The organism is Aestuariivita sp. (assembly GCF_021404545.1).
Lineage (GTDB): Bacteria > Pseudomonadota > Alphaproteobacteria > Rhodobacterales > Rhodobacteraceae > Aestuariivita.
Genome location: NZ_JAAWWD010000037.1, coordinates 14,652 through 34,282, shown reverse-complemented (window position 1 = coordinate 34,282; position 19,631 = coordinate 14,652). Strand labels below are relative to the sequence as shown.

Here is a 19,631-nt window from a genome sequence, read left to right as displayed (position 1 = left end):
GATGACGATGTTGAGCAATCTCACCCCGATCCCCGAGCTCTATGTCTCTTACGAGTCCGCCCAAAAGCTGAAGGTTGAAGCAGGCGATCTCAAGAGCCACGATCTGAGCCCGCGACAGATCTGCGATCTGGAGCTCTTGATGAACGGCGGATTTTATCCGCTCAAGGGTTTTCTGGGTGAAGCGGATTATGACGGCGTGATCGAGACCATGCGGCTGGCCGATGGATCGCTCTGGCCGATGCCGATCACACTCGATGTCAGCGAGGAATTTGCCGATAGCCTGAAACTGGGCGAGGATATCGCGCTGCGCGATCAGGAAGGCGTGATACTGGCGACCATGACGGTCACAGACAGGTGGGTGCCCAACAAGGCACGCGAAGCCCAGAACGTGTTTGGCGCCGATGACGACGCGCATCCGGCTGTGAATTATCTGCACAACCAGGCGGGAAAGATCTATCTGGGTGGACCTGTGACCGGGATCCAGCAACCTGTCCATTACGATTTTCGTGGACGCCGTGACACGCCCAACGAGCTGCGCGCCTATTTCCGCAAGCTGGGCTGGCGCCGGATCGTGGCCTTCCAGACCCGCAACCCGCTGCACCGCGCGCATCAGGAACTGACCTTTCGCGCCGCGCGTGAAGCCCAGGCGAACCTGCTGATCCATCCGGTTGTCGGTCTGACCAAACCCGGCGATGTGGATCATTTCACCCGGGTGCGCTGCTATGAGGCGGTCCTGGACAAATACCCTGCCGCCACCACAACGATGAGCCTGCTGAACCTTGCGATGCGCATGGCCGGCCCGCGCGAGGCGGTGTGGCACGGGTTGATCCGCAAGAACCACGGGTGCACGCATTTCATCGTCGGGCGCGATCACGCAGGCCCGGGCAAGAACTCGGCCGGAGAGGATTTTTACGGACCTTACGACGCGCAGGATCTGTTCCGCAAATACCAGGACGAGATCGGCATCGAGATGGTCGATTTCAAACACATGGTCTGGGTCCAGGAACGCGCGCAGTACGAACCGATGGACGAGATCACAGATAAAGACGATGTGACCATCCTCAACATCTCGGGCACCGAACTGCGCCGCCGGTTGCAAGAAGGGCTGGAAATCCCCGAATGGTTCTCCTTTCCGGAGGTGGTGGCCGAACTGCGCCGCACCCGGCCACCGCGCAACCAACAAGGTTTTACCGTCTTCTTTACCGGGTTTTCGGGATCGGGAAAATCGACTATCGCGAACGCGCTGATGGTTAAGCTGATGGAAATGGGTGGGCGCCCTGTCACGCTGCTGGACGGCGATATCGTTCGGAAAAACCTCAGCTCCGAGCTGGGCTTTTCGAAAGAACACCGCGATCTCAACATCCGCCGGATCGGCTATGTCGCCTCAGAGATTACCAAGAATGGCGGCATCGCGATCTGTGCGCCGATTGCGCCCTATGCAACCACCCGCCGCGCCGTGCGAGAAGATATCGAAACCTTCGGAGCCTTCGTGGAAGTGCATGTGTCCACATCCATCGAAGAATGTGAGCGGCGCGACCGAAAGGGCCTCTATAAGTTGGCGCGCGAAGGCAAGATCAAGGAGTTCACCGGGATCTCGGATCCCTATGATGTGCCCGAAGATCCCGAATTGCGGGTCGAGACGGAAAATGTCGATGTCGACAATTGCGCCCATCAGGTTCTGCTGAAGCTGGAGAGCATGGGTTTGATTTCTGGCTGACACCCCGGCACAGAGTTTGACGCAAACTCTGACCAGAAACTGACGCAGTTTCTGGCAACCAGGAATACCCCGCCCGCCCAGGAGCCCAGATTTTGCGTCAAAATCTGTCCATTTTCTGTGTCAGAAAATGTCACCTCAAAGCGCGTCGCGGATCGCCGCGGCAGCGCGATGTTCAAGATCACAAAATGCTGCCAAAGACGGTTGCGCCGCTTTCAACGACGGCAACCTGCGGGCGTATTCCTCCGCCGTCGCCGACCGGATCGCCTGCCAGAGCTCGTCTTCGCTCCGGCACAGAACCATCCCGTCTGTCTGGGCGAACGCATCGATGTTCGGACATCCCCAATAGATCGGTACCGTATCGCACAACACAGCGTCGATCAGCTTTTCCGAGAAATAATTTCGCTCTCGAACGTTTTCGATGACGACGGAAAACCGGTAAGGCGCCAATCCCTCGGACTTGGCGTCAAACGGGGTATAGCCTCGCCCCATCACATCCACGTCCAGCCCAGCCTGCTGCACCCGAGAAACCATCGCATGGCGCAGCCGATGCCCTTCGGTGTCCCGTTTGGCCGATGCGATCAGCGACATGTGGCGGTGTTTGGTCCTGTCCAACCCGCGCCATTCCGGCACCCAGGTCGTGCCGTAGGGAAAAAACAGCCCGTTCGGAATCGCCGCCAGCAAATCCTCGTTGAAACTCAGCACCCTAAAAAAGCGCCGATGCGTCAGCCGCAGTAAGGTTATGTGCTTGGCATGGATCACCGAAGGCTCTCCCATCACCAGTGAGATCCGCGCGCGCGTCCCAAAGGACGGCAGCACATGCAGCTTGGTCTTGGGATAGACAATGAGGTGGTCGTCCGGGCCAAGATCGCCCAGCGACCCGCCGCTCAGCCTGTCCGGACGGCCAAAAGGCCAGTTAAGCCGATCCAGGGGCAGTTCGCGCGCGGCGCGCCCCAGAGAGAGGCCATAGGGCAGAACGGCAATCGCAGGCTGGGTCATCGCTTGATGGGTCCATTTGTGGCGCGTTCACCTATAGCGCAAGACATCGGCGCCGCAATCCATCCCGGTCAAAGGTGCAACACGCCCGACATCAGCCGCCACGCCTGACCCGACACGCGGACACCGGTCATCGCCTCTGCCGGGCCCACCCGGGTGACGCGCGCCTGACCCGGCCGTCCCATCCAGTGGCCCTGTTCGGCCAGGAAACTGCTCTGATCCAGCAACCCGTGACGCCAGAGATAGGCCGCCATTGCGCCGGTCGCCGATCCGGTAAAGGCATCTTCCGGTGGGCTTGGCGGAGCCAGCAAAAGCCGGGAAAAAGTGTCGCCCGCCTCTGTTGCGCCGCCCAGCGTCACCAGAAACGGTTCCATCAGATCGGTGTCGTCATGACCCAATGCGGTGCAAAGCCCGGCCAGAGCGTCGCCGTTGACTTGAGCCCGGCGCAACGCATCCTTGGATTTGAGAAGAGTGATGACAAAAGGCAATCCGGTGGAGACCAGCTGTGGTGGCGCGGCGATATCCTCTTCACGCAGCCCGACTGCGGCAGCGACCAGTCCGGGATCGGGATGTACACCAAATTCCGGCGCGATCTGGGTCATCTCATAGCTGTTCTGATCCAAGACGACAGGAACCAGCCCCGCGCCGGTCTCCAGCACGACCCTGTCTTCCTTGATCATGCCACGGGCCTGAAGGGCCGCGGCAGTGGCAAGGGTTGGATGCCCTGCGAAAGGGATCTCCCGGCTGGCCAGAAAGTACCGAACCCGAATGTCGGCGATATCGGATGGCCCGGTAAAGGTGCATTCAACCAAAGAGGTCTCGCGCACGAACTGCATGGCCGTTTCTGCGTCGAGTGTCGCACCGCCATGCACCACTGCACAGCCATTCCCGCCAAACGGGCGATCGGCAAACGCGTCCACCCAATCGACAGGAAAGTCCTGGCTCACACTCAGTGCACAGTCATCGGCGTCATGTCATGCTGGCGCGCCAGCACAAAGGCCAGCTTGCGATCCGCGACCAGGGCCAGTTGCTGCCCGTCGGCATCATGCACCGAATAAAGCTGGTCGAGGCCATCGGCGCTCTCCTGCACCTCTTGCGGCAGATCGGCGACGGCGACCGCTTTGACATAGACAACCTTGGCGCCGAAATTCTTGAAATCAAACGGAGTGTTCATGGGCTACCCTTTCTTGATGTTGATCGTCTGGACAACGGTTTCGGGCACGGCACGGGTCAGGTCCACATGCAGCAGACCGTTTTCCATGATCGCCTCGCCCACTTCGACACCATCGGCCAGAACAAAGGTACGCTGAAACTGCCGCGCGGCAATGCCGCGATGCAGGAACAAGCGCCCCTCGCTATCATCGCTCTGCCGTCCACGGATCACCAATTGGCGCTCTTCGACCGTAATTGCCAGATCGCGTTCGGCAAACCCGGCCACAGCCAATGTGATGCGATAGGAGTAATCCGAGGTTTGTTCTATGTTGAACGGAGGATAGCCTTCGTTGCCGGACTTTGCCGTGCGCTCCAAAAGCCGTTCCAGCTGTTCGAACCCCAACAGATGAGGGTAGGACCCCAGGGTTAGTTTTGTCATGTCCTCGTCCTTGAAAAAGCAAAAGCGACGATGTGGTGCGGCCCCGTTGCGGCAACCGCTTCGTTCAGAATATGGGGAGAAAAGCCAAGCTTAACAAGGGGTAGGCGCATAGGTCATTAACAGGTATCTTGTAACCCTCGCAGTAAGATGACGAATCGAGAGATGTTGATGAACGCACCCCATGATTTCGCCATGAAGTCCGACGACGTTCTGCGCGTAGAGTTGGAAGTGTTTCGCCGGGAGCATCGCGATCTTGATGAGGCGATCTCGGCCCTGCAAGAGCGCGGCGTGTCTGATCAGCTGACGATCAAGCGATTGAAAAAACAAAAACTTTACCTCAAGGATCGGATCGCATTGATCGAGGATCGGCTGACCCCGGACATCATTGCCTGAGCGGATGATTTGGCTATAGTGCGCGTTCTTTTGGCGGCACGGGGGCGCGGCGTATGTCCGACATTTCGGTAGGGATCATCATGGGCAGTCAATCCGACTGGCCCACGATGAAAGAGGCGGCGCGTATCCTGGATGATCTGGGTGTGACCTATGAGGCCCGCATCGTGTCGGCCCATCGTACACCGGACCGGCTTTGGGACTATGGCCGGGCTGCGGTCGAGCGGGGTCTGAAGGCGATTATCGCAGGGGCCGGCGGGGCCGCACATCTGCCCGGCATGATGGCCTCAAAGACCCGCGTGCCGGTGATCGGTGTCCCGGTTCAGACCAAGGCCCTGTCCGGCGTCGACAGCCTCTATTCCATCGTGCAGATGCCCAAGGGCTACCCTGTTGCCACAATGGCGATCGGCGCAGCTGGTGCGGCAAATGCCGGGCTGATGGCGGCGGGCATCCTCGCCCTGTCGGATACCGAGTTGGCCGACCGGCTCGATGCCTGGCGCGTGGCGCTTTCGGCATCTATCCCAGAGGCGCCCGAAGGGTAACGCCGGATCGCCACCGGACCCGGCGCGACGACAGATGAACATCAACTGAGAAAAGAGCGGCCATGACGGATATGTTGACACCCGGATCGGTGATCGGGATCCTTGGCGGCGGGCAACTGGGCCGCATGCTTTCGGTTGCGGCCAGTCGTATGGGGATGAAAACCCACATTTTTGAACCCGGCACCCAGCCGCCAGCCGGTCAGGTGGCAGATCGGGTCACGACAGCGCCCTATGACGATCACGCGGCCCTGATCGCCTTTGCCGAGGCTGTCGATGTCATCAGCTATGAATTCGAGAACATCCCGACCCAGGCTCTCGACGTTCTCGAGGCGCATCGCCCGATCCGCCCTGGGCGCGAGGCGCTTCGGATCAGCCAGGACAGATTGATCGAGAAAGAATTCCTGCAATCGTTGGGCCTGACCACCGCCCCTTTCGCCGATATCGCCGATCTGGCGGGGCTGGAAGCCGCCCTGGCGCGGGTGGGCACGCCCGCGATCCTCAAGACCCGGCGGTTCGGCTATGACGGCAAGGGCCAGGTGCGCATCGACGATCCCTCCCAGGCCGCCGATGCGCTGTCGGCCATGGCAGGCGCACCCGCGATCCTCGAAGGATTTGTCGATTTCAGCCATGAGGTTTCGGTGATCGCCGCGCGCGGGCTGGATGGGTCGGTTGCGTCTTTCGATCCGGGCGAGAATGTGCACCGCGACGGGATCCTGCGGACCACAACGGTCCCGGCCCGGCTTTCGGCATCGCAGCGCACCGATGCGGTACTCTTGGCCGCCAACATCCTGAACCGGCTGGAATATGTCGGGGTCATGGGGGTTGAACTCTTTGTCACGGCCCACGGCCTTATCGTGAACGAGATCGCACCGCGCGTGCATAACTCAGGCCATTGGACGCAGAATGGCTCTGCCGTGGATCAGTTCGAGCAGCATATCCGCGCCATCGCAGGGTGGCCCCTGGGCGACGGGCAGCGATATGCGGATGTCGTGATGGAGAACCTGATCGGCGACGATATGGACCGGGTCCCGGGCCTTGCGCGCAACAGCGACACAGCGATCCATCTCTATGGCAAGGCCACCGTCAAACCCGGCCGCAAGTTGGGCCATATCAACCGGGTGATCCGGGCCTAGCTTATGAACCGGGCCGCGATGTCGCCGCTGAGATAGCTGAACCGCCCTCCTGCCAGAGTGGCCGCAACCCGGCGTGTGTCGGCATCGAGGATCACGAGATCGGCGCGCAAGCCCGGCGCGATGCGTCCCCTGTCCTCAAGCCCCATCAGCCGCGCGGGTCCGGCGGAAATCAGTCGCCACGCTTCGGCCAGAGGAACCACACCCGCATCCGCCAGCATCAGCGCCGCGCGGCGCAGGCTGGGATAGTGGTAATCGGAGGCCAGCGCGTCGCAAAGGCCCATGGCGATCAGATCCACGCCGCTCACGTTACCCTTGTGCGAGCCCCCCCGCACCACATTGGGCGCGCCCAGGATAATGCCGTCACCGCCCGCGCGCGCGGTCTCGGCAGCCTCCAGCGTTTCGGGAAATTCCGAGATCCGCGCACCTTGGTCGCGCCAGGTCAGACGGTCTTCAGCCGTGGTGTCGTCATGACTGCCGATGCGGATACCCATCGCGAGAAGCTCAGGGACGACCTTGTCCAGGGCAGCGGGTACCTCCGCGCGCCGCGCATGCAGTGTCTGGAGCATTTCCAGGTGTTTTTCGGGATTGCGCGCCGCTTTGAGCGCTTGGGCGGTGAGGCCGGAAGGGCGCTTGCCCGCCGCCAGTTTCTTGTGCGGCAGATGGTCGTTGAAGATCACGTAATCGATGCCCCACCGCGCCAGATTGGCGGGCAGGTCGGCGTAATCATCCAGCATGTGGATCTCGAACCGCAACTGCCCGCGCAGATCGCTGACCAGACTGTCCTGTGTCGCGGCCAGTGCGCGAAAGACGCTGTCGGCAAATTCCGGCCCGCGCAGCCCGCCCTCCCAGCTGAAGAATTGGGCGAGATAGGCGGTGGTGACGCCATTGGCGGCAATCTCCGCCTCGGTCGCCACCAGCCCTTCGCCGCGCTGGTTCATCGCACCGCGCCGCGGGGCAAGATGCCGCTCGAACGCATCGCCATGGACATCGACAATCCCCGGCATCACCAGAAAGCCCGCCAGATCGACGTCGCGGCCACATGGCGCATCGCAAATCCGGCTGTCAGATACATGAACGGCCCCGCCGCCCATGCCATCGGGCCAAAGCACCTGTGCTCCGGTCAGTGTCAGATCAAGGCTGTTCATCGGGTGGAACCTGGGCCGCAATCGTCCCCTTTGCAATCCAGATCGATGGTGCCGAACACAGCCTCGATCCAGGTGATATCCGGGTCAAAGCGCCCGGTTTCCAGAAAGAACACCGTTTCGGCAATCACACGTGGGCTGTTCATCATGAACGTGTGCGTCACCGGCAGCACCATATGCGCATCCATGCCATCCACACGCGTTTCGTCAACGGCGACCTTGCCATCGTCAGGCCCCTCGATCATTGCGGAGAAGACCGGGTTGAGCGATTGGTCGCCCGCGATCACACCGACAGGGTAATCCACAGGGGGCAACCTCAACGGCAGGCTGGACGGGCCGGTACCCAATTGCTGACCTGCCGGGCCATGCAACCAGCCAAAGACCTCCAAATCGTCTAACTGATCGACCAGTTGACTGCCCTGGTTGGGCGTGCCCAGCATGACCACGCGGCCCAGGTTTTGCGGACGATCCCGCAAGAACCAGTAACGCACCAGAATGCCGCCCATCGAATGCGTGACGAAATGCACCGTTTGAGTGCCGCATTTGTCGACCGCCTCAGGCAGCGTGCGGTCAACCAACAGTTGGATTGGCAGCTGGGTGGAGGGATAACCGGGGCGCACCACGTCATACCCGCGCTGCTCCAACACCTCTTCCATGATGGCAAAGGAGGCCTGCGTGCGCGCCAGCCCGTGCAGTAGGATCACACAATCCGCCCGTGCCATGGGCGCAAGCAGGCCAAACATCAATGCCATGGCGTATCTCATGGCGTTGACCTATGCGCAGTGCGCCCCCTATGCAAAGGGGAGTTTGCAAAGAGATACGGAAAAATGAAACCTCGCATCGCCGTGCGCGCCGTTTTGGTACATGAGGACAGGCTTTTGCTGGTCAATGCCTGGGCCGATCCGCGCCATACGTTGTGGTGTGCGCCGGGCGGCGGAGTGGAGCCGGGAAGCTCCCTGCCCGACAATCTGCGGCGCGAAGTGATGGAAGAGACAGGCCTGACCGTGACGGTCGGGCCCCCTTGCCTGGTAAACGAGTTTCACAATCCAAAGGATGGGTTTCACCAGGTGGAGGTGTTCTTTCGCTGCACGCTGGTCGCGGGCACGCTCAGCGACAGTTGGGAGGATCCTGATCGCATCGTCACCAAGCGGCGCTTCTTTGCGCGCGAGGAACTGGCGGGGCTGCATTTCAAACCCTCCAGCCTGCCGGATATCGCCTGGGCGCGCGGGTTCGGCTACGATCCTTTGGAACTGATCGCCTTTTGACGCGGCAGCACAGAGATCGCGACGCCCCCCAGGACCAGCAGCGCGGGCAAGGCAAGCCCCGCACCCAGCGGTTCGGCCAGAAACACCACGCCTGCCGCCATGGCAATCACCGGAACGCTGAGCTGTGCGACCGCCGCGACCGAGGCGCTTAGATGCGGCAACACCCTGTACCACAGCGCATAGCCCAGACCGGAGGTCACCGCGCCGGAAAGGCCTGCGAGCACCAGCCCCCGCCCGGTGATCTCGGCGAGTTGATCCGCCGACAGCACCAGCGCCAGCGCCACGCCGAAGGGCACGGCCATCATGAAATTCGCGGCCGTGGCACGCAGCGGATCCGACGCGCTGCGGCCCAGCAGGGAATAGAGCCCCCACCCGATCCCCGCCACGCACATATACGCTGCATGGATGAGGCTGATATTCACCGTGCCGCCCGGCCACAAAAGCCAGGTCAGACCGGCAAAGGCGATGCCCGCCCCGATCCAGCGCCGGGCGGGCGGGCGCTCTCCTCCGCCGAGGGCTCCGACAAACATGGTGATCTGCACCATGCCAAACAGGATCAGTGCCCCGATTCCAGCATCGAGCGCGAGATAGGCGAAGGAAAACCCGAACATATAGGCAAAAAGCGCGACTGCCGCGCGCCAGTCGGCCGCGCCGCGGATCGGACCGCCGCCGGTCAGCATGACCAGCAACCACAGGATCGCCGCCCCGGCGATCAGGCGGAACGCGCCAAAGGCGGCCGGGTCAATGCCACCATCCACCAGCGCCATCCGGTTAAGCACCGAATTGGCGGCAAAGGCGATCATGGTCAGCGTGGTCAAAAGGATAAGGCGCATGTGCAGACTTAATCCGCCCTGGTCCGGAAAGGAAATGTACGATTTCGCGCAGCATTGCCACACCTGTCGTCTTGGTGTCGTGGCCTGTCGCACCCGTGGCGTGGTAGGTTTGTCCAAGGCATCCTAGATCGATGACATCAGGCCAATGACGGAGGCGCATTTGCAACTGAAAGATCGCCGGAGAGAGCGAGGGTGGACACAGGAACAACTGGCACAGCAGGCCGGCCTGAGCGCCCGCACGATTCAGCGGCTGGAAAATGGGCAGCCGGCAACGCTTGAAACCCTGAAATGTCTGGCCGCTGTGTTTGAGACAAGCATCAGCGCCTTATCGGAGGATCGAACAATGTCCATGAACGCCAACACCGAAGAGATCGAGGCCCGCGAAACCGAGGCGCTGGAATATGTGTACCATCTGAAGGGACTTCTTATCCATCTCGCGCTGTTCTGCGTGACCGTGCCGGGTCTGGCTTTGGCAAACTGGATTTTATCGCCACAGAGTCTTTGGGTGCATTATACAGCGGTCGGCTGGCTTGCGGGGCTCTGCCTGCATGCGTTTATCTTTGCGATCATGTTCGGTGTGTTTGGCGCGAACTGGGAACAGCGCATGTTCCATCAGCGGCTGAACTCACCCCGCTAGGCGACGGTCGCGACCGATAGCGGGTGAAACGCAAAAAGGGGCCGCCGGTCGGGCAGCCCCTTCTTTCTTTTTGGCGGTGTGGCTCTCGGCATTTGGCTGCGCCAAACGCCTGCCGCCACCAAACCAATCCCAATACGGGATTGGTTTTACATCATGCCGCCCATGCCGCCCATGTCGGGCATGCCGCCTGCGGGGGCTGCGCCTTCCTTGGCGGGTTTGTCGGCAACCATGGCTTCGGTGGTGATCAGCAGGCCAGCGATGGAGGCTGCATCCTCCAGGGCGGTCCGCACCACTTTGGCCGGGTCAAGCACACCAAAGGCGAAGAGATCGCCATACTCTTCGGTCTGCGCGTTAAACCCGAAGGATGTGTCGTCGCTTTCGCGCACCTTGCCGGCCACGACAGCGCCATCGACGCCTGCGTTCTCGGCAATCTGGCGCAGCGGCGATTCGATCGCTTTGCGGACAATGGCAATCCCTGCGTTCTGGTCGGAGTTTTCACCTTCCAGACCGTCCAGCGCCTTGCCGGCCTGCACCAGAGCGACACCGCCACCGACGACGACACCTTCTTGCACGGCCGCACGGGTCGCGTTCAGCGCATCATCGACACGGTCTTTGCGCTCTTTCACTTCAACCTCGGTCATGCCGCCGACGCGGATCACGGCAACGCCGCCAGCCAGTTTGGCCACACGCTCTTGCAGTTTTTCGCGGTCGTAGTCCGAAGTGGTTTCCTCGACCTGCTGACGGATCTGGCTGACCCGTGCTTCGATCTCGGCTTTCTCACCCGCACCGTCGACGATGGTAGTTTCGTCCTTGGTGATCTGGATCTTCTTGGCGGTGCCCAGCATATCCATGGTCACGGATTCAAGCTTCATGCCCAGATCTTCCGAGATGACCTGACCACCGGTCAGGATCGCGATGTCCTGCAGCATGGCCTTGCGGCGATCGCCGAAACCAGGTGCTTTGACAGCCGCGATTTTCAGGCCGCCGCGCAGTTTGTTGACAACCAGAGTTGCCAGCGCTTCGCCTTCAACGTCTTCGGCAATGATCAGCAGGGGTTTTTGCGACTGGATGACCGATTCCAGCAACGGCACCATCGGCTGCAGCGACGAGAGTTTCTTCTCGTGCAGCAGGATCATGCAGTCTTCCAGCTCGGTGGTCATTTTGTCGGCATTGGTGACAAAATAGGGCGACAGGTAGCCACGATCGAACTGCATACCTTCGACGACGTCGGTCTCAGTGTCGAGGCCCTTGTTTTCCTCAACGGTGATGACGCCTTCATTGCCAACCTTTTGCATCGCATCCGCGATCTGATTGCCGATTTCGGCTTCGCCATTGGCCGAGATGGTGCCGACCTGGGCCACTTCGTCGCTGTCTTTGACTTCGCGCGAGGCGGCCTTGATCGCCTCGACGACCTTGGTGGTTGCCAGGTCGATGCCGCGTTTGAGGTCCATCGGGTTCATGCCAGCGGCAACCGATTTCATGCCTTCCTTGACGATGGCCTGAGCCAGCACGGTGGCGGTGGTTGTACCGTCGCCTGCTTCGTCATTGGTACGCTGGGCCACTTCCTTGACCATTTGCGCGCCCATGTTCTCGAACTTGTCTTCCAGTTCGATTTCCTTGGCAACCGACACACCGTCCTTGGTGATGCGCGGTGCGCCGAAGGATTTGTCCAGAACCACGTTGCGACCTTTGGGGCCCAGCGTGACTTTAACCGCGTTTGCCAGCGTGTTGACGCCGCGCAGCATACGGTCGCGGGCGTCGGTGTCGAATTTGACGTCCTTAGCAGCCATGTTTTTTTCTCCTAGATTTCAGTTGATGTCAGCGATGTTTGGAGATCAGAGAAGCCGTACGGCTTACTCGATGATGCCCATGATGTCGCTTTCCTTCATCATCAGCAGTTCTTCGCCGTCGACGGTTACCTCCGTGCCGGACCATTTGCCGAACAGGATCTTGTCCCCTTCGCTGACGTCCATTGCGATGCGGTCACCATCATCGTCGCGTGCGCCTGCGCCCACGGCAACAACCACGCCCTCGGCGGGTTTTTCTTTTGCGCTGTCGGGAATGATCAACCCGCCTGCGGTGGTCTCTTCGCTTTCAGTGCGGCGAACCAGCACACGGTCGTGAAGCGGTTTCAATGCCATCTTTGCAGCTCCTTAAGGCTCAAAGTGTTTCTTCCTCAGAGGCGCCCGGTGCCGGGTGCCTCTGTTAGCACTCACTCTCCCCGAGTGCTAACATCGCGGAGATAGGCAAGCTGCGGCGATCTGTCAACACGATTCACACGCGCGATTTACGACATTCGCGGGGCCGCGCCGGACGACACCGGCACCCGGTCCCGGGCTGCTGGACCACCAGGGTCGGGCCGGGTGCGGTCGGCGGCGGATGCTATCGGTCTTCCCAGCTATAGGCCCAGTGTTTGAGACCCTCTGCCCCCGCCGGACTGAGACGATAGATGCCGGTCTCCACACGCTCGAACCAGCCATAGTGATTGACCGCCATCAGCCGCGTCGCACCCGCGACCTGAGTGGCGGCGGCGACCTGGGCGCCCTTGCTGGGACCGTGTTCGGCCAGATGGGCGGCGCAGCGCAGCGCATCCTGGCGATAGGCGGTGACGATGCCGTGCCGGGTGGCGCCGCCTGCATTGGGATCGCCGCTCAGCCGCTCGAACTCGCGCAAGAGCCGCATCTGACGCTTGCGCGACTTGCGCGGCGCATAAGGCCCCGGATCGCATGGCACCTCGACCCGGCCATTGCCCGCCACCAGAATCAGGCCCAAACCCAGCCGACGGCAGAGCGCGGTATTGTCCCGAATGGCCCGCTTTGCGGTCTTACCGGTAGGACGTGGCACCGCGATATAGACCAGATCGCTGATTGCCAGCCGCGCGACCGCCTGATGGAACAACGACAGCGAGAACCGCAGTTTCAGCTCGACCAGAACGGGGGGCTCATCGGCACGCGTCGCCATGATATCGACCGCGCCGACCTCTCCCTTGACCAGATATCCCTGCCGCTCCAGAAACGCCTTGATCGGCGGATAAAGGTCGCTTTCTCTGTCCATGCCCCAGGATAGGAACCGCGCGCGCGCCATTCAAGCATGGCCGGGTTGTTCAAAGGGTCCCGGCTGCCTAGCTTGAACACGACGGCATCCTGACCGGAGTTTTGCATGGCCCGCTGGTTTCTTTCCTTTTGCTTCGTGCTGATCGCGCCAGTCGTCCAGGCCGGGTACTGCACCGGCACCGATCTGCGCGCGACCCTTTCGGACCAAGAACAGGCGCAGATCGCGCGTGCTGTGCAAACCGTCCCCTTTGCGCATGACAATCACTGGATCGCCCGGCGCGGGGATCAGACGATCCACATTATCGGCACAATGCATCTGGACGATCCCCGCTGGGACCCGGTCATGGATCAGTTGGGGCCCATCGTGTCCGGGGTGGAGCGGCTTTTTGTCGAGATGACAGATGCCGATCAGGCCGATATGCAGAACGCCCTTTCGCGCCAGCCTGAAAAGGTCTTTATCACGCAAGGTCCCACATTGCCCGAACTGCTCCCCGAACAGGAGTGGCAGCAGCTGTCGGCGGCGATGGCCGAGCGCGGCGTGCCAGGCTTTATCGCCTCCAAGATGCAGCCTTGGATGCAGACACTGATGCTGGGCATGCCAGCCTGCGCAATCGAAAACCCCAGCCTGGCCAAAGGCGGACTTGATCTGCGTTTGATGGACATCGCGCGAGACGCGGGCGTTCCGGTTCAATCACTGGAAGGGTTCGAGGAACTTTACAGCGTTCTGGCAGAAGGCACCGTCGAGGAGCAGCTTAGCATTCTGATGGCCACCTTGCCCTTTGCGGATGACAGCGAGGATCACTTTGCAACAACCGCGGGCTTTTACTTTGACGAGGAAACCGCAGCAGCATGGGAGTTTGCCCGCCTCCTGTCCCATCGCCAGCTTGAGATGACCCCGCAGGAGATCGAAGCGGTCCTCGCCGAATTCAAGTCCAAGCTCCTTGACCGGCGCAATCAAGCGTGGATGCGGCCGCTTCTGACCGCACCTGAGGCCCGGATCGCGGTTGCGGTGGGCGGGTTGCACTTGATGGGAGAGCAGGGTGTGCTCAACTTGCTGGTGCAAGCCGGATTCACGATGGAGCGCGCACCGTTCCGCAGCGATCCCTGACCGAGAAAATGTCCCCCATGACGGCGCGACGATTGGGCGGGTGACAAGGGATGGGGCCACTCCTATAAGGCGCGCGACTGCCTATTTCACAAAGGACCAGAGCATATGACCATCCACGTTTTCGGCCACAAATCCCCCGACACCGACTCCACCGGCTCGCCGTTGATCTGGGCCTGGTATCTCAACGAAATCAAAGGCGAGACCGCCGAGGCGGTGCTGCTGGGTGAGCCCAATACCGAGGCCGCCTTCATGCTGGAGAAATGGGACCTGCCCAAGCCGCGCATCATTGACGCGGTGGCCCCTGACATGCCCGTTGTCATCGTGGACACCAACAACCCCGCCGAATTGCCCGACGGGATCAACGACACCGATATCCGCGCCATCATCGACCACCACAAGCTGGTCGGCGGGCTGGAAACCAAAGGCCCCATCGAGATCCGGATCGAGCCGCTGGCCTGCACCGCCACCATCATGTGGAAGATGATCGGCAAGGACATGGCCCAGGCACCCGTCTGGGTCAAAGGCACAATGCTGTCGTGCATCCTGTCGGACACGCTGGAGTTCCGCTCGCCCACCACCACCCAGGAAGACAAAGCAATCGCGCATGATCTTGCCAAGGATCTCGGCCTCGACATTCCGGCCTATGCGGCCGAGATGTTCGCGGCGAAATCCGACGTCTCGTCCTTTTCGGACGCCGAGCTCCTGCGGATGGATTCCAAGGAATACACGGTCGATGGCACTGCGTTCCGTGTCTCGGTGCTCGAGACCACCTCGCCCGACACGGTGCTCAGCCGCAAGGACAGCCTGATCGCGTCAATGACGGATGTCGCCTCTGAGGACGGTGTCGATCAGGTGCTGCTGTTTGTGGTGGATATCCTAAATGAGCAATCCACCCTGTTGGTGCCCAACGATCTGGTCAAAACCGTGGCCCATAAAAGCTTTGGCGCCGAGGCTGCGGGCGACACGGTGGTGTTACCCGGTGTGGTCAGCCGCAAAAAGCAGATCATTCCGAACCTCAAGGTCTGAGCGCCACACTCTGCGCCCGGGCCGGGGCGGTTTGCGCCGCCTTGGCCCGGCTTGAAGCGAGGCCAGGCAGCCGTTAGGGGTGGCGCGTGACGCCGCCCCCAGTTTCTCCGGAGCCTTCTCATGACCCAGATCATCTCTTCGCTTGCCGACGTCTCTGACCGATACGAGGCAATGTTCGTTGATCTCTGGGGCTGCGTGCATGACGGCGTCAAGGCGCTGCCTGATGCGGTGGCCGCCCTTCAGGCCTATCGCAAGACGGGCGGCGTGGTTATTCTGGTGACAAATTCGCCGCGTGCCCGGGCAGGTGTGGAAAAGCAACTGGAGGCTTTCGGCGTGCCCGCCGATGCCTGGGACAGTCTGGCCACCAGCGGCGACAGCGCCCGCGCGGCGATGTTCCGCGGGGCGGTCGGAGAAAAGATCTGGTTTATTGGCGAGGCACGCGATACGCGGTTTTTCGACCCGCTCCACATCATCACCGATCCGGTAGAGATCCAGCAGGTCCCGCTGGAACAGGCAGAGGGCATCGTGTGCACCGGCCCCTTTGACCCGCTGGCCGATCCGGCCGAGATGCGGCCTCAGTTTCTTTATGCCAAGCAGAAGGGGATGAAACTGCTTTGCGCCAATCCCGACATCGTGGTGGACCGCGGCGAGACCCGCGAATGGTGTGCGGGCGCGTTGGCGCGGCTCTATACCGAGATGGGCGGCGAAAGTCTCTATTTCGGCAAGCCGCATCCGCCGATCTACGACCTGGCGCGCAGGCGTCTGGCTGCGGTCAAACCGGGGATCGCGGATACGTCAATCCTGGCCGTCGGGGATGGCATCCATACCGACATTCAGGGCGCGATGGGCGAGGATATTGATTCCCTCTTTATCTCGGGCGGTCTGGCCGCGCTTGAAACCGGGACCGCGCAGCAACCGGACGCAGACGCGCTAAATGCCTATCTGCACAAGGAAATGTCCAATCCGACCTACACAATCGGAAAATTGCGTTAAGCATTTTTTGCTTGCTTTTCTGCGGTCGCGAAGTAATAAAGTTGCCAAAATGGACTACGGACCTATCTGAATATTACTTTCGCATCCTGATCTGGAGGGACACATGTTGGACAATCTGCCACGCGGCACGATCTGCATCGAAGATATCGAGATGGGCATGTCCCGCCATCTGCGCAAAACCGTCACGGATGAGGATATCGAGATGTTCGCCCAGGTCTCGACCGACCGGAACCCGGTGCATCTGGATGACGATTACGCCCGCGACACCATATTCGAGGGGCGCATCGCCCACGGGATGCTGACAGCCGGCCTGATCTCGGCCGTGATTGGCGAGCAATTGCCGGGTCATGGCACGGTCTATATGGGTCAATCGCTGAAATTCCTGGCCCCCGTACGCCCTGGCGACATGGTCTATGCCGAGGTCAAGGTCATCGACATCGACATGTCCAGACGCAGGGTCAAGCTGGACTGTCACTGTTCGGTCGATGGCAAGAAGGTGCTGATGGGTGAAGCCATGGTCCTGGCCCCTTCGCGCAAGTTCGACTGAGGCACGGGCAGCGCGCGCACCCGGCAATATCCTACCGCAGATCATACACTCTGGTGCGCTTCCGGACAAAAGCCCACGATCTAGGCCCGGAAGCGGGTGCCCTCGGGATCAAAGCTGCACCGATCAATGACACGGGCAGAGACATATGTCCCGATGACATCGACTGTCAGCCGCGTGCCGAGCGCGGCATGGTCGAGTGCGACAAAGGCATAGGCAAGGTTCTTGTCCACGCGCGGTCCCCAGGCGCCCGAGGTGACGGTCCCGACCACCGTCCCGCCCGACATCACAGACGCACCGCCATGGGCCGGAGCTTGGGTACTGTCAATCTCCAGCATGACAAGCGATCGAACCGCTTGGCCCCGGCGCGCCTCTAACGCGGACTTGCCCACAAAATCGGGTTTGCTCAGGCGCACGAACCGGTCGAGCCCCGTCTCGAACGGATCGAACTCGGTCAGCAGATCGGCTTTCCAGTGCAGATAGCCTTTTTCCATGCGCATCGCCTCCACAGCGCGGGCACCGAAGAGGGTCAGGCCATGCGCCTCCCCCGCCTGTCGCAGTGCCAGATAAGCGGCGTAGAGCTGGGCATTGGGCACGTGGATCTCATAGGCGAGCTCGCCGGAAAAGCTGACCGACATGACCACGGCGGGTGCGATGCCGATGACGGCCTCGCGCGCCGAAAGCCAGGGGAAGCCCTCAGTCGACCAATCCCCGCGTGAGGCCGCCGAGAGAACCGCGCGCGCCCGGGGGCCTGCCAGAAGAAGGATCGTCCAGTCATTGGTGAGCGTGCGGATCTGAACATCCTCATCCTCGCGGATATGCTGGGTGAGCCAGTCGTGATCGTGCAACTCCGACGCCGCCGCCGATCCGTACCAGATGCGATCGGGCCCGGTATGAGATGCGGGTAGATTGGCAATCGTCCCTTCGCATTTGATCATGCCGTGGTGGTTCAGGAGATAACACAGACCCACCCGGCCCGGCCTCTTGGTCACCACGCCACAAGCCATTCGGTCGAGAAACGCCTGCGCATCGGTCCCGGTCAATTCCAGCCGGTTGAACCCGTTGACCTCTGTCAGGCCCACGCCGGTATGCACGGCGTCGACCTCGCCTCTGACGATCTCTTCGACATTGGTGAAACGAAAGCCGTGCGCCTCGGCAAAATCCGGGGAGGGCTTGATGTAATCGACCCGCTCCCACCCGTTGACGACCGTAAAAGCGGCCCCTTCGGCGGCCAGAACCGGGGTCAGCGGCGTGGTCTTGGCCGGGCGGCCCGCAGGGCGATACTCATGCGGGAAATGAAAGCGGAACTCGTTCTGGTAATCCTCGACGGCCTTGAGCGCCGTCAACTCCACATTGCAATGGCCGGTGAAGCGGCGTGGGTCGATGACCCAGGTGTCGTAGCACGCCTCACCATGCACGATCTGCTGCGCCAAAAGCCAGCCATGCCCGCCGCCCTCGCCCAGCCCGGCGCGCAGCCCGATGATGCAATACGCGTTGCGCTTGCCCGGGATCTTGCCCACCAAGGGCGCGCCGTCGATGGTATAGGTAATGGGCCCGTTGACGATGGTGTGAATGCCCGCCTCCGTCAGGGCAGGCATGCGCGCAAATGCCCCTTCGAGCACATCCGTCACCCGGTCGAGATCGTCGGGGCAGAGCGCGTTGGTGAAATGCGGATCGATCCCGTCCATCCCCCAGGTCTTGCACTCCTGCTCATAAAACCCCACCAGCAGCCCGTTCTTGTCCTGGCGGCAATAATAGTCGCTGATCGGGCAACGCAGAAGCGGCATGCGATGCCCGGCCTCCGCAATGGCGGGAATATCCTCGGTGACGAAATACTGATGCTCCATCGAGGTGACCGGATGCTGCACGCCCATCATCGCGCCCACCTCGTTCACCCGGTACCCGCACGCATTCACCACGATCTCGGCATGGATCTGGCCCTTGGGCGTGTCCACGATCCAGCTGTGATCCTTGAGCTGGCGCAGACCGGTGACGGGCGTGTTGCGGTGGATCTCGGCGCCCGCCTTACGCGCGCGCCGCGCCAGCGCCTGACATAGCTGCGCGGGGTCAATGTCGCCATCCATCGGATCCCAGAGCCCGCCCAGCAGATTGTCCGTCGAAATCAGCGGATGACGGCGGGCGCATTCTTCGGCATCGATCACCTCGAAATGCACATCCATGCCGCGCGCCATCGACGCGAAATGGCGATAACCGTCCATCTGTTCGCGTGTGTTTGCCAGGCGGATGCCGCCATCGCCGTGATGATAGACGATGGGGTAATCGGGATCCTCGGCCAGGTCCTTATACAGCTGGATGGAATGGGATTTCAGACCCACCATCGTCTGGGTCATCCCGAAATTCGTAACCTGCGCCGCCGAATGCCAGGTGGTGCCCGAGGTCAGCTCGTCACGCTCCAATAGCATCACGTCGCTCCACCCCTCCTGGGTGAGGTGATAAAGTGTGGAGCAGCCCGCGATACCGCCACCGATAACCACGACACGGGTTGAGGATTTCATGAGGGGTCCCTTTCGTTGCAGACGCCCATATGGCGCACGCGGATACTCACCCCGAACGCAGCCTGCGTCGCAACTGCGAAGGGGGCAGGTTCGAATTTTTCGATACCTGATGACGAATTCTTGCGCATTCCTCGAATTGTCTTGAAAT

The 19,631-nt window shown here is 61.3% G+C and carries 21 protein-coding genes; 10 read left to right on the top strand and 11 right to left on the bottom strand.

The window, feature by feature from the left end; all coding sequences use genetic code 11:
* Nucleotide 1 precedes the first annotated feature (1 nt).
* A complete protein-coding gene (locus HEP69_RS12235; protein ID WP_290558820.1) occupies nucleotides 2-1,717 on the top strand; it encodes a bifunctional sulfate adenylyltransferase/adenylylsulfate kinase in 1,716 nt (571 codons plus the stop codon).
* 135 nt (nucleotides 1,718-1,852) lie between these two features.
* Here HEP69_RS12235 and HEP69_RS12230 read toward each other — a convergent pair whose 3' ends face one another.
* The 4 genes from HEP69_RS12230 to HEP69_RS12215 all read right to left on the bottom strand — a co-directional run bounded on the left by HEP69_RS12230 (nucleotide 1,853) and on the right by HEP69_RS12215 (nucleotide 4,301).
* Nucleotides 1,853-2,713, bottom strand: a complete 861-nt coding sequence (locus HEP69_RS12230; RefSeq protein ID WP_290558819.1) for a glycosyltransferase family 10 — start codon at nucleotides 2,711-2,713, stop codon at nucleotides 1,853-1,855.
* Between the two features lie 68 nt (nucleotides 2,714-2,781).
* Nucleotides 2,782-3,657: a PhzF family phenazine biosynthesis protein gene (locus HEP69_RS12225; RefSeq protein ID WP_290558818.1), complete on the bottom strand. Its 876-nt coding sequence runs from the start codon at nucleotides 3,655-3,657 to the stop codon at nucleotides 2,782-2,784.
* Nucleotides 3,658-3,659: 2 nt separating this feature from the next.
* The gene (locus HEP69_RS12220; RefSeq protein WP_290558817.1) at nucleotides 3,660-3,884 is read right to left on the bottom strand and encodes a DUF1150 family protein; all 225 of its coding nucleotides are present in this window, start codon (nucleotides 3,882-3,884) and stop codon (nucleotides 3,660-3,662) included.
* Nucleotides 3,885-3,887: 3 nt separating this feature from the next.
* Complete coding sequence (locus HEP69_RS12215) at nucleotides 3,888-4,301, bottom strand: Hsp20 family protein (RefSeq protein WP_290558816.1); 414 nt, start codon at nucleotides 4,299-4,301, stop codon at nucleotides 3,888-3,890.
* A 168-nt stretch (nucleotides 4,302-4,469) separates the two neighbouring features.
* Here HEP69_RS12215 and HEP69_RS12210 point away from each other — a divergent pair, with 168 nt between their 5' ends.
* The 3 genes from HEP69_RS12210 to HEP69_RS12200 all read left to right on the top strand — a co-directional run bounded on the left by HEP69_RS12210 (nucleotide 4,470) and on the right by HEP69_RS12200 (nucleotide 6,366).
* Entirely contained in the window at nucleotides 4,470-4,694 is a 225-nt protein-coding gene (locus HEP69_RS12210) for a DUF465 domain-containing protein (protein ID WP_290558815.1), read from the top strand.
* 53 nt (nucleotides 4,695-4,747) lie between these two features.
* Complete coding sequence (purE, locus tag HEP69_RS12205; protein WP_290558814.1) at nucleotides 4,748-5,233, top strand: 5-(carboxyamino)imidazole ribonucleotide mutase; 486 nt, start codon at nucleotides 4,748-4,750, stop codon at nucleotides 5,231-5,233.
* Between the two features lie 62 nt (nucleotides 5,234-5,295).
* Nucleotides 5,296-6,366 (top strand): 5-(carboxyamino)imidazole ribonucleotide synthase, encoded by a 1,071-nt coding sequence (locus tag HEP69_RS12200; protein ID WP_290558813.1) that lies wholly within the window; start codon nucleotides 5,296-5,298, stop codon nucleotides 6,364-6,366.
* Here the strand turns inward: HEP69_RS12200 and HEP69_RS12195 are convergent.
* Together HEP69_RS12195 and HEP69_RS12190 are read right to left on the bottom strand one after the other, a co-directional pair.
* Complete coding sequence (locus HEP69_RS12195) at nucleotides 6,363-7,511, bottom strand: alpha-D-ribose 1-methylphosphonate 5-triphosphate diphosphatase (RefSeq protein ID WP_290558812.1); 1,149 nt, start codon at nucleotides 7,509-7,511, stop codon at nucleotides 6,363-6,365. The genes HEP69_RS12200 and HEP69_RS12195 overlap by 4 nt on opposite strands.
* Nucleotides 7,508-8,260: an alpha/beta fold hydrolase gene (locus tag HEP69_RS12190; protein WP_290558811.1), complete on the bottom strand. Its 753-nt coding sequence runs from the start codon at nucleotides 8,258-8,260 to the stop codon at nucleotides 7,508-7,510. The genes HEP69_RS12195 and HEP69_RS12190 overlap by 4 nt, the downstream gene beginning before the upstream one ends.
* A 75-nt stretch (nucleotides 8,261-8,335) precedes the next feature.
* Between HEP69_RS12190 and HEP69_RS12185 the strand changes: the two genes are divergently transcribed.
* Nucleotides 8,336-8,773, top strand: coding sequence for an NUDIX domain-containing protein (locus tag HEP69_RS12185; RefSeq protein ID WP_290558810.1), 438 nt, complete (start codon nucleotides 8,336-8,338; stop codon nucleotides 8,771-8,773).
* On the opposite strand, the gene HEP69_RS12180 is transcribed toward HEP69_RS12185, so the two are convergent.
* Nucleotides 8,743-9,606: a DMT family transporter gene (locus HEP69_RS12180; protein ID WP_290558809.1), complete on the bottom strand. Its 864-nt coding sequence runs from the start codon at nucleotides 9,604-9,606 to the stop codon at nucleotides 8,743-8,745. The genes HEP69_RS12185 and HEP69_RS12180 overlap by 31 nt on opposite strands.
* Nucleotides 9,607-9,766: 160 nt before the next feature.
* Between HEP69_RS12180 and HEP69_RS12175 the strand changes: the two genes are divergently transcribed.
* Complete coding sequence (locus tag HEP69_RS12175) at nucleotides 9,767-10,243, top strand: helix-turn-helix domain-containing protein (protein WP_290558808.1); 477 nt, start codon at nucleotides 9,767-9,769, stop codon at nucleotides 10,241-10,243.
* Nucleotides 10,244-10,389: 146 nt separating this feature from the next.
* On the opposite strand, the gene groL is transcribed toward HEP69_RS12175, so the two are convergent.
* The 3 genes from groL to HEP69_RS12160 form a co-directional block, all read right to left on the bottom strand.
* Nucleotides 10,390-12,033, bottom strand: a complete 1,644-nt coding sequence (gene groL / locus HEP69_RS12170; protein ID WP_290558807.1) for a chaperonin GroEL — start codon at nucleotides 12,031-12,033, stop codon at nucleotides 10,390-10,392.
* 63 nt (nucleotides 12,034-12,096) lie between these two features.
* Nucleotides 12,097-12,384 (bottom strand): co-chaperone GroES, encoded by a 288-nt coding sequence (gene groES / locus HEP69_RS12165; RefSeq protein ID WP_290558806.1) that lies wholly within the window; start codon nucleotides 12,382-12,384, stop codon nucleotides 12,097-12,099.
* 241 nt (nucleotides 12,385-12,625) lie between these two features.
* Nucleotides 12,626-13,297, bottom strand: coding sequence for a DUF2161 family putative PD-(D/E)XK-type phosphodiesterase (locus tag HEP69_RS12160; protein ID WP_290558805.1), 672 nt, complete (start codon nucleotides 13,295-13,297; stop codon nucleotides 12,626-12,628).
* A gap of 105 nt (nucleotides 13,298-13,402) precedes the next feature.
* Between HEP69_RS12160 and HEP69_RS12155 the strand changes: the two genes are divergently transcribed.
* The 4 genes from HEP69_RS12155 (at nucleotide 13,403) to HEP69_RS12140 (ending at nucleotide 16,970) form a co-directional block, all read left to right on the top strand.
* On the top strand, nucleotides 13,403-14,404 hold the full coding sequence (locus HEP69_RS12155) for a TraB/GumN family protein (RefSeq protein WP_290558804.1): 1,002 nt from the start codon (nucleotides 13,403-13,405) through the stop codon (nucleotides 14,402-14,404).
* Nucleotides 14,405-14,509: 105 nt separating this feature from the next.
* Complete coding sequence (locus HEP69_RS12150) at nucleotides 14,510-15,430, top strand: manganese-dependent inorganic pyrophosphatase (RefSeq protein WP_290558803.1); 921 nt, start codon at nucleotides 14,510-14,512, stop codon at nucleotides 15,428-15,430.
* Nucleotides 15,431-15,550: 120 nt separating this feature from the next.
* Nucleotides 15,551-16,423, top strand: coding sequence for a TIGR01459 family HAD-type hydrolase (locus HEP69_RS12145; protein WP_290558802.1), 873 nt, complete (start codon nucleotides 15,551-15,553; stop codon nucleotides 16,421-16,423).
* 103 nt (nucleotides 16,424-16,526) lie between these two features.
* Nucleotides 16,527-16,970 carry a MaoC family dehydratase gene (locus HEP69_RS12140; RefSeq protein WP_290558801.1) on the top strand — a complete coding sequence of 148 codons (444 nt, stop codon included), beginning with the start codon at nucleotides 16,527-16,529 and terminating at the stop codon, nucleotides 16,968-16,970.
* Between the two features lie 80 nt (nucleotides 16,971-17,050).
* On the opposite strand, the gene HEP69_RS12135 is transcribed toward HEP69_RS12140, so the two are convergent.
* Nucleotides 17,051-19,483 (bottom strand): FAD-dependent oxidoreductase, encoded by a 2,433-nt coding sequence (locus tag HEP69_RS12135; protein ID WP_290558800.1) that lies wholly within the window; start codon nucleotides 19,481-19,483, stop codon nucleotides 17,051-17,053.
* Between the last annotated feature and the right edge of the window lie 148 nt (nucleotides 19,484-19,631).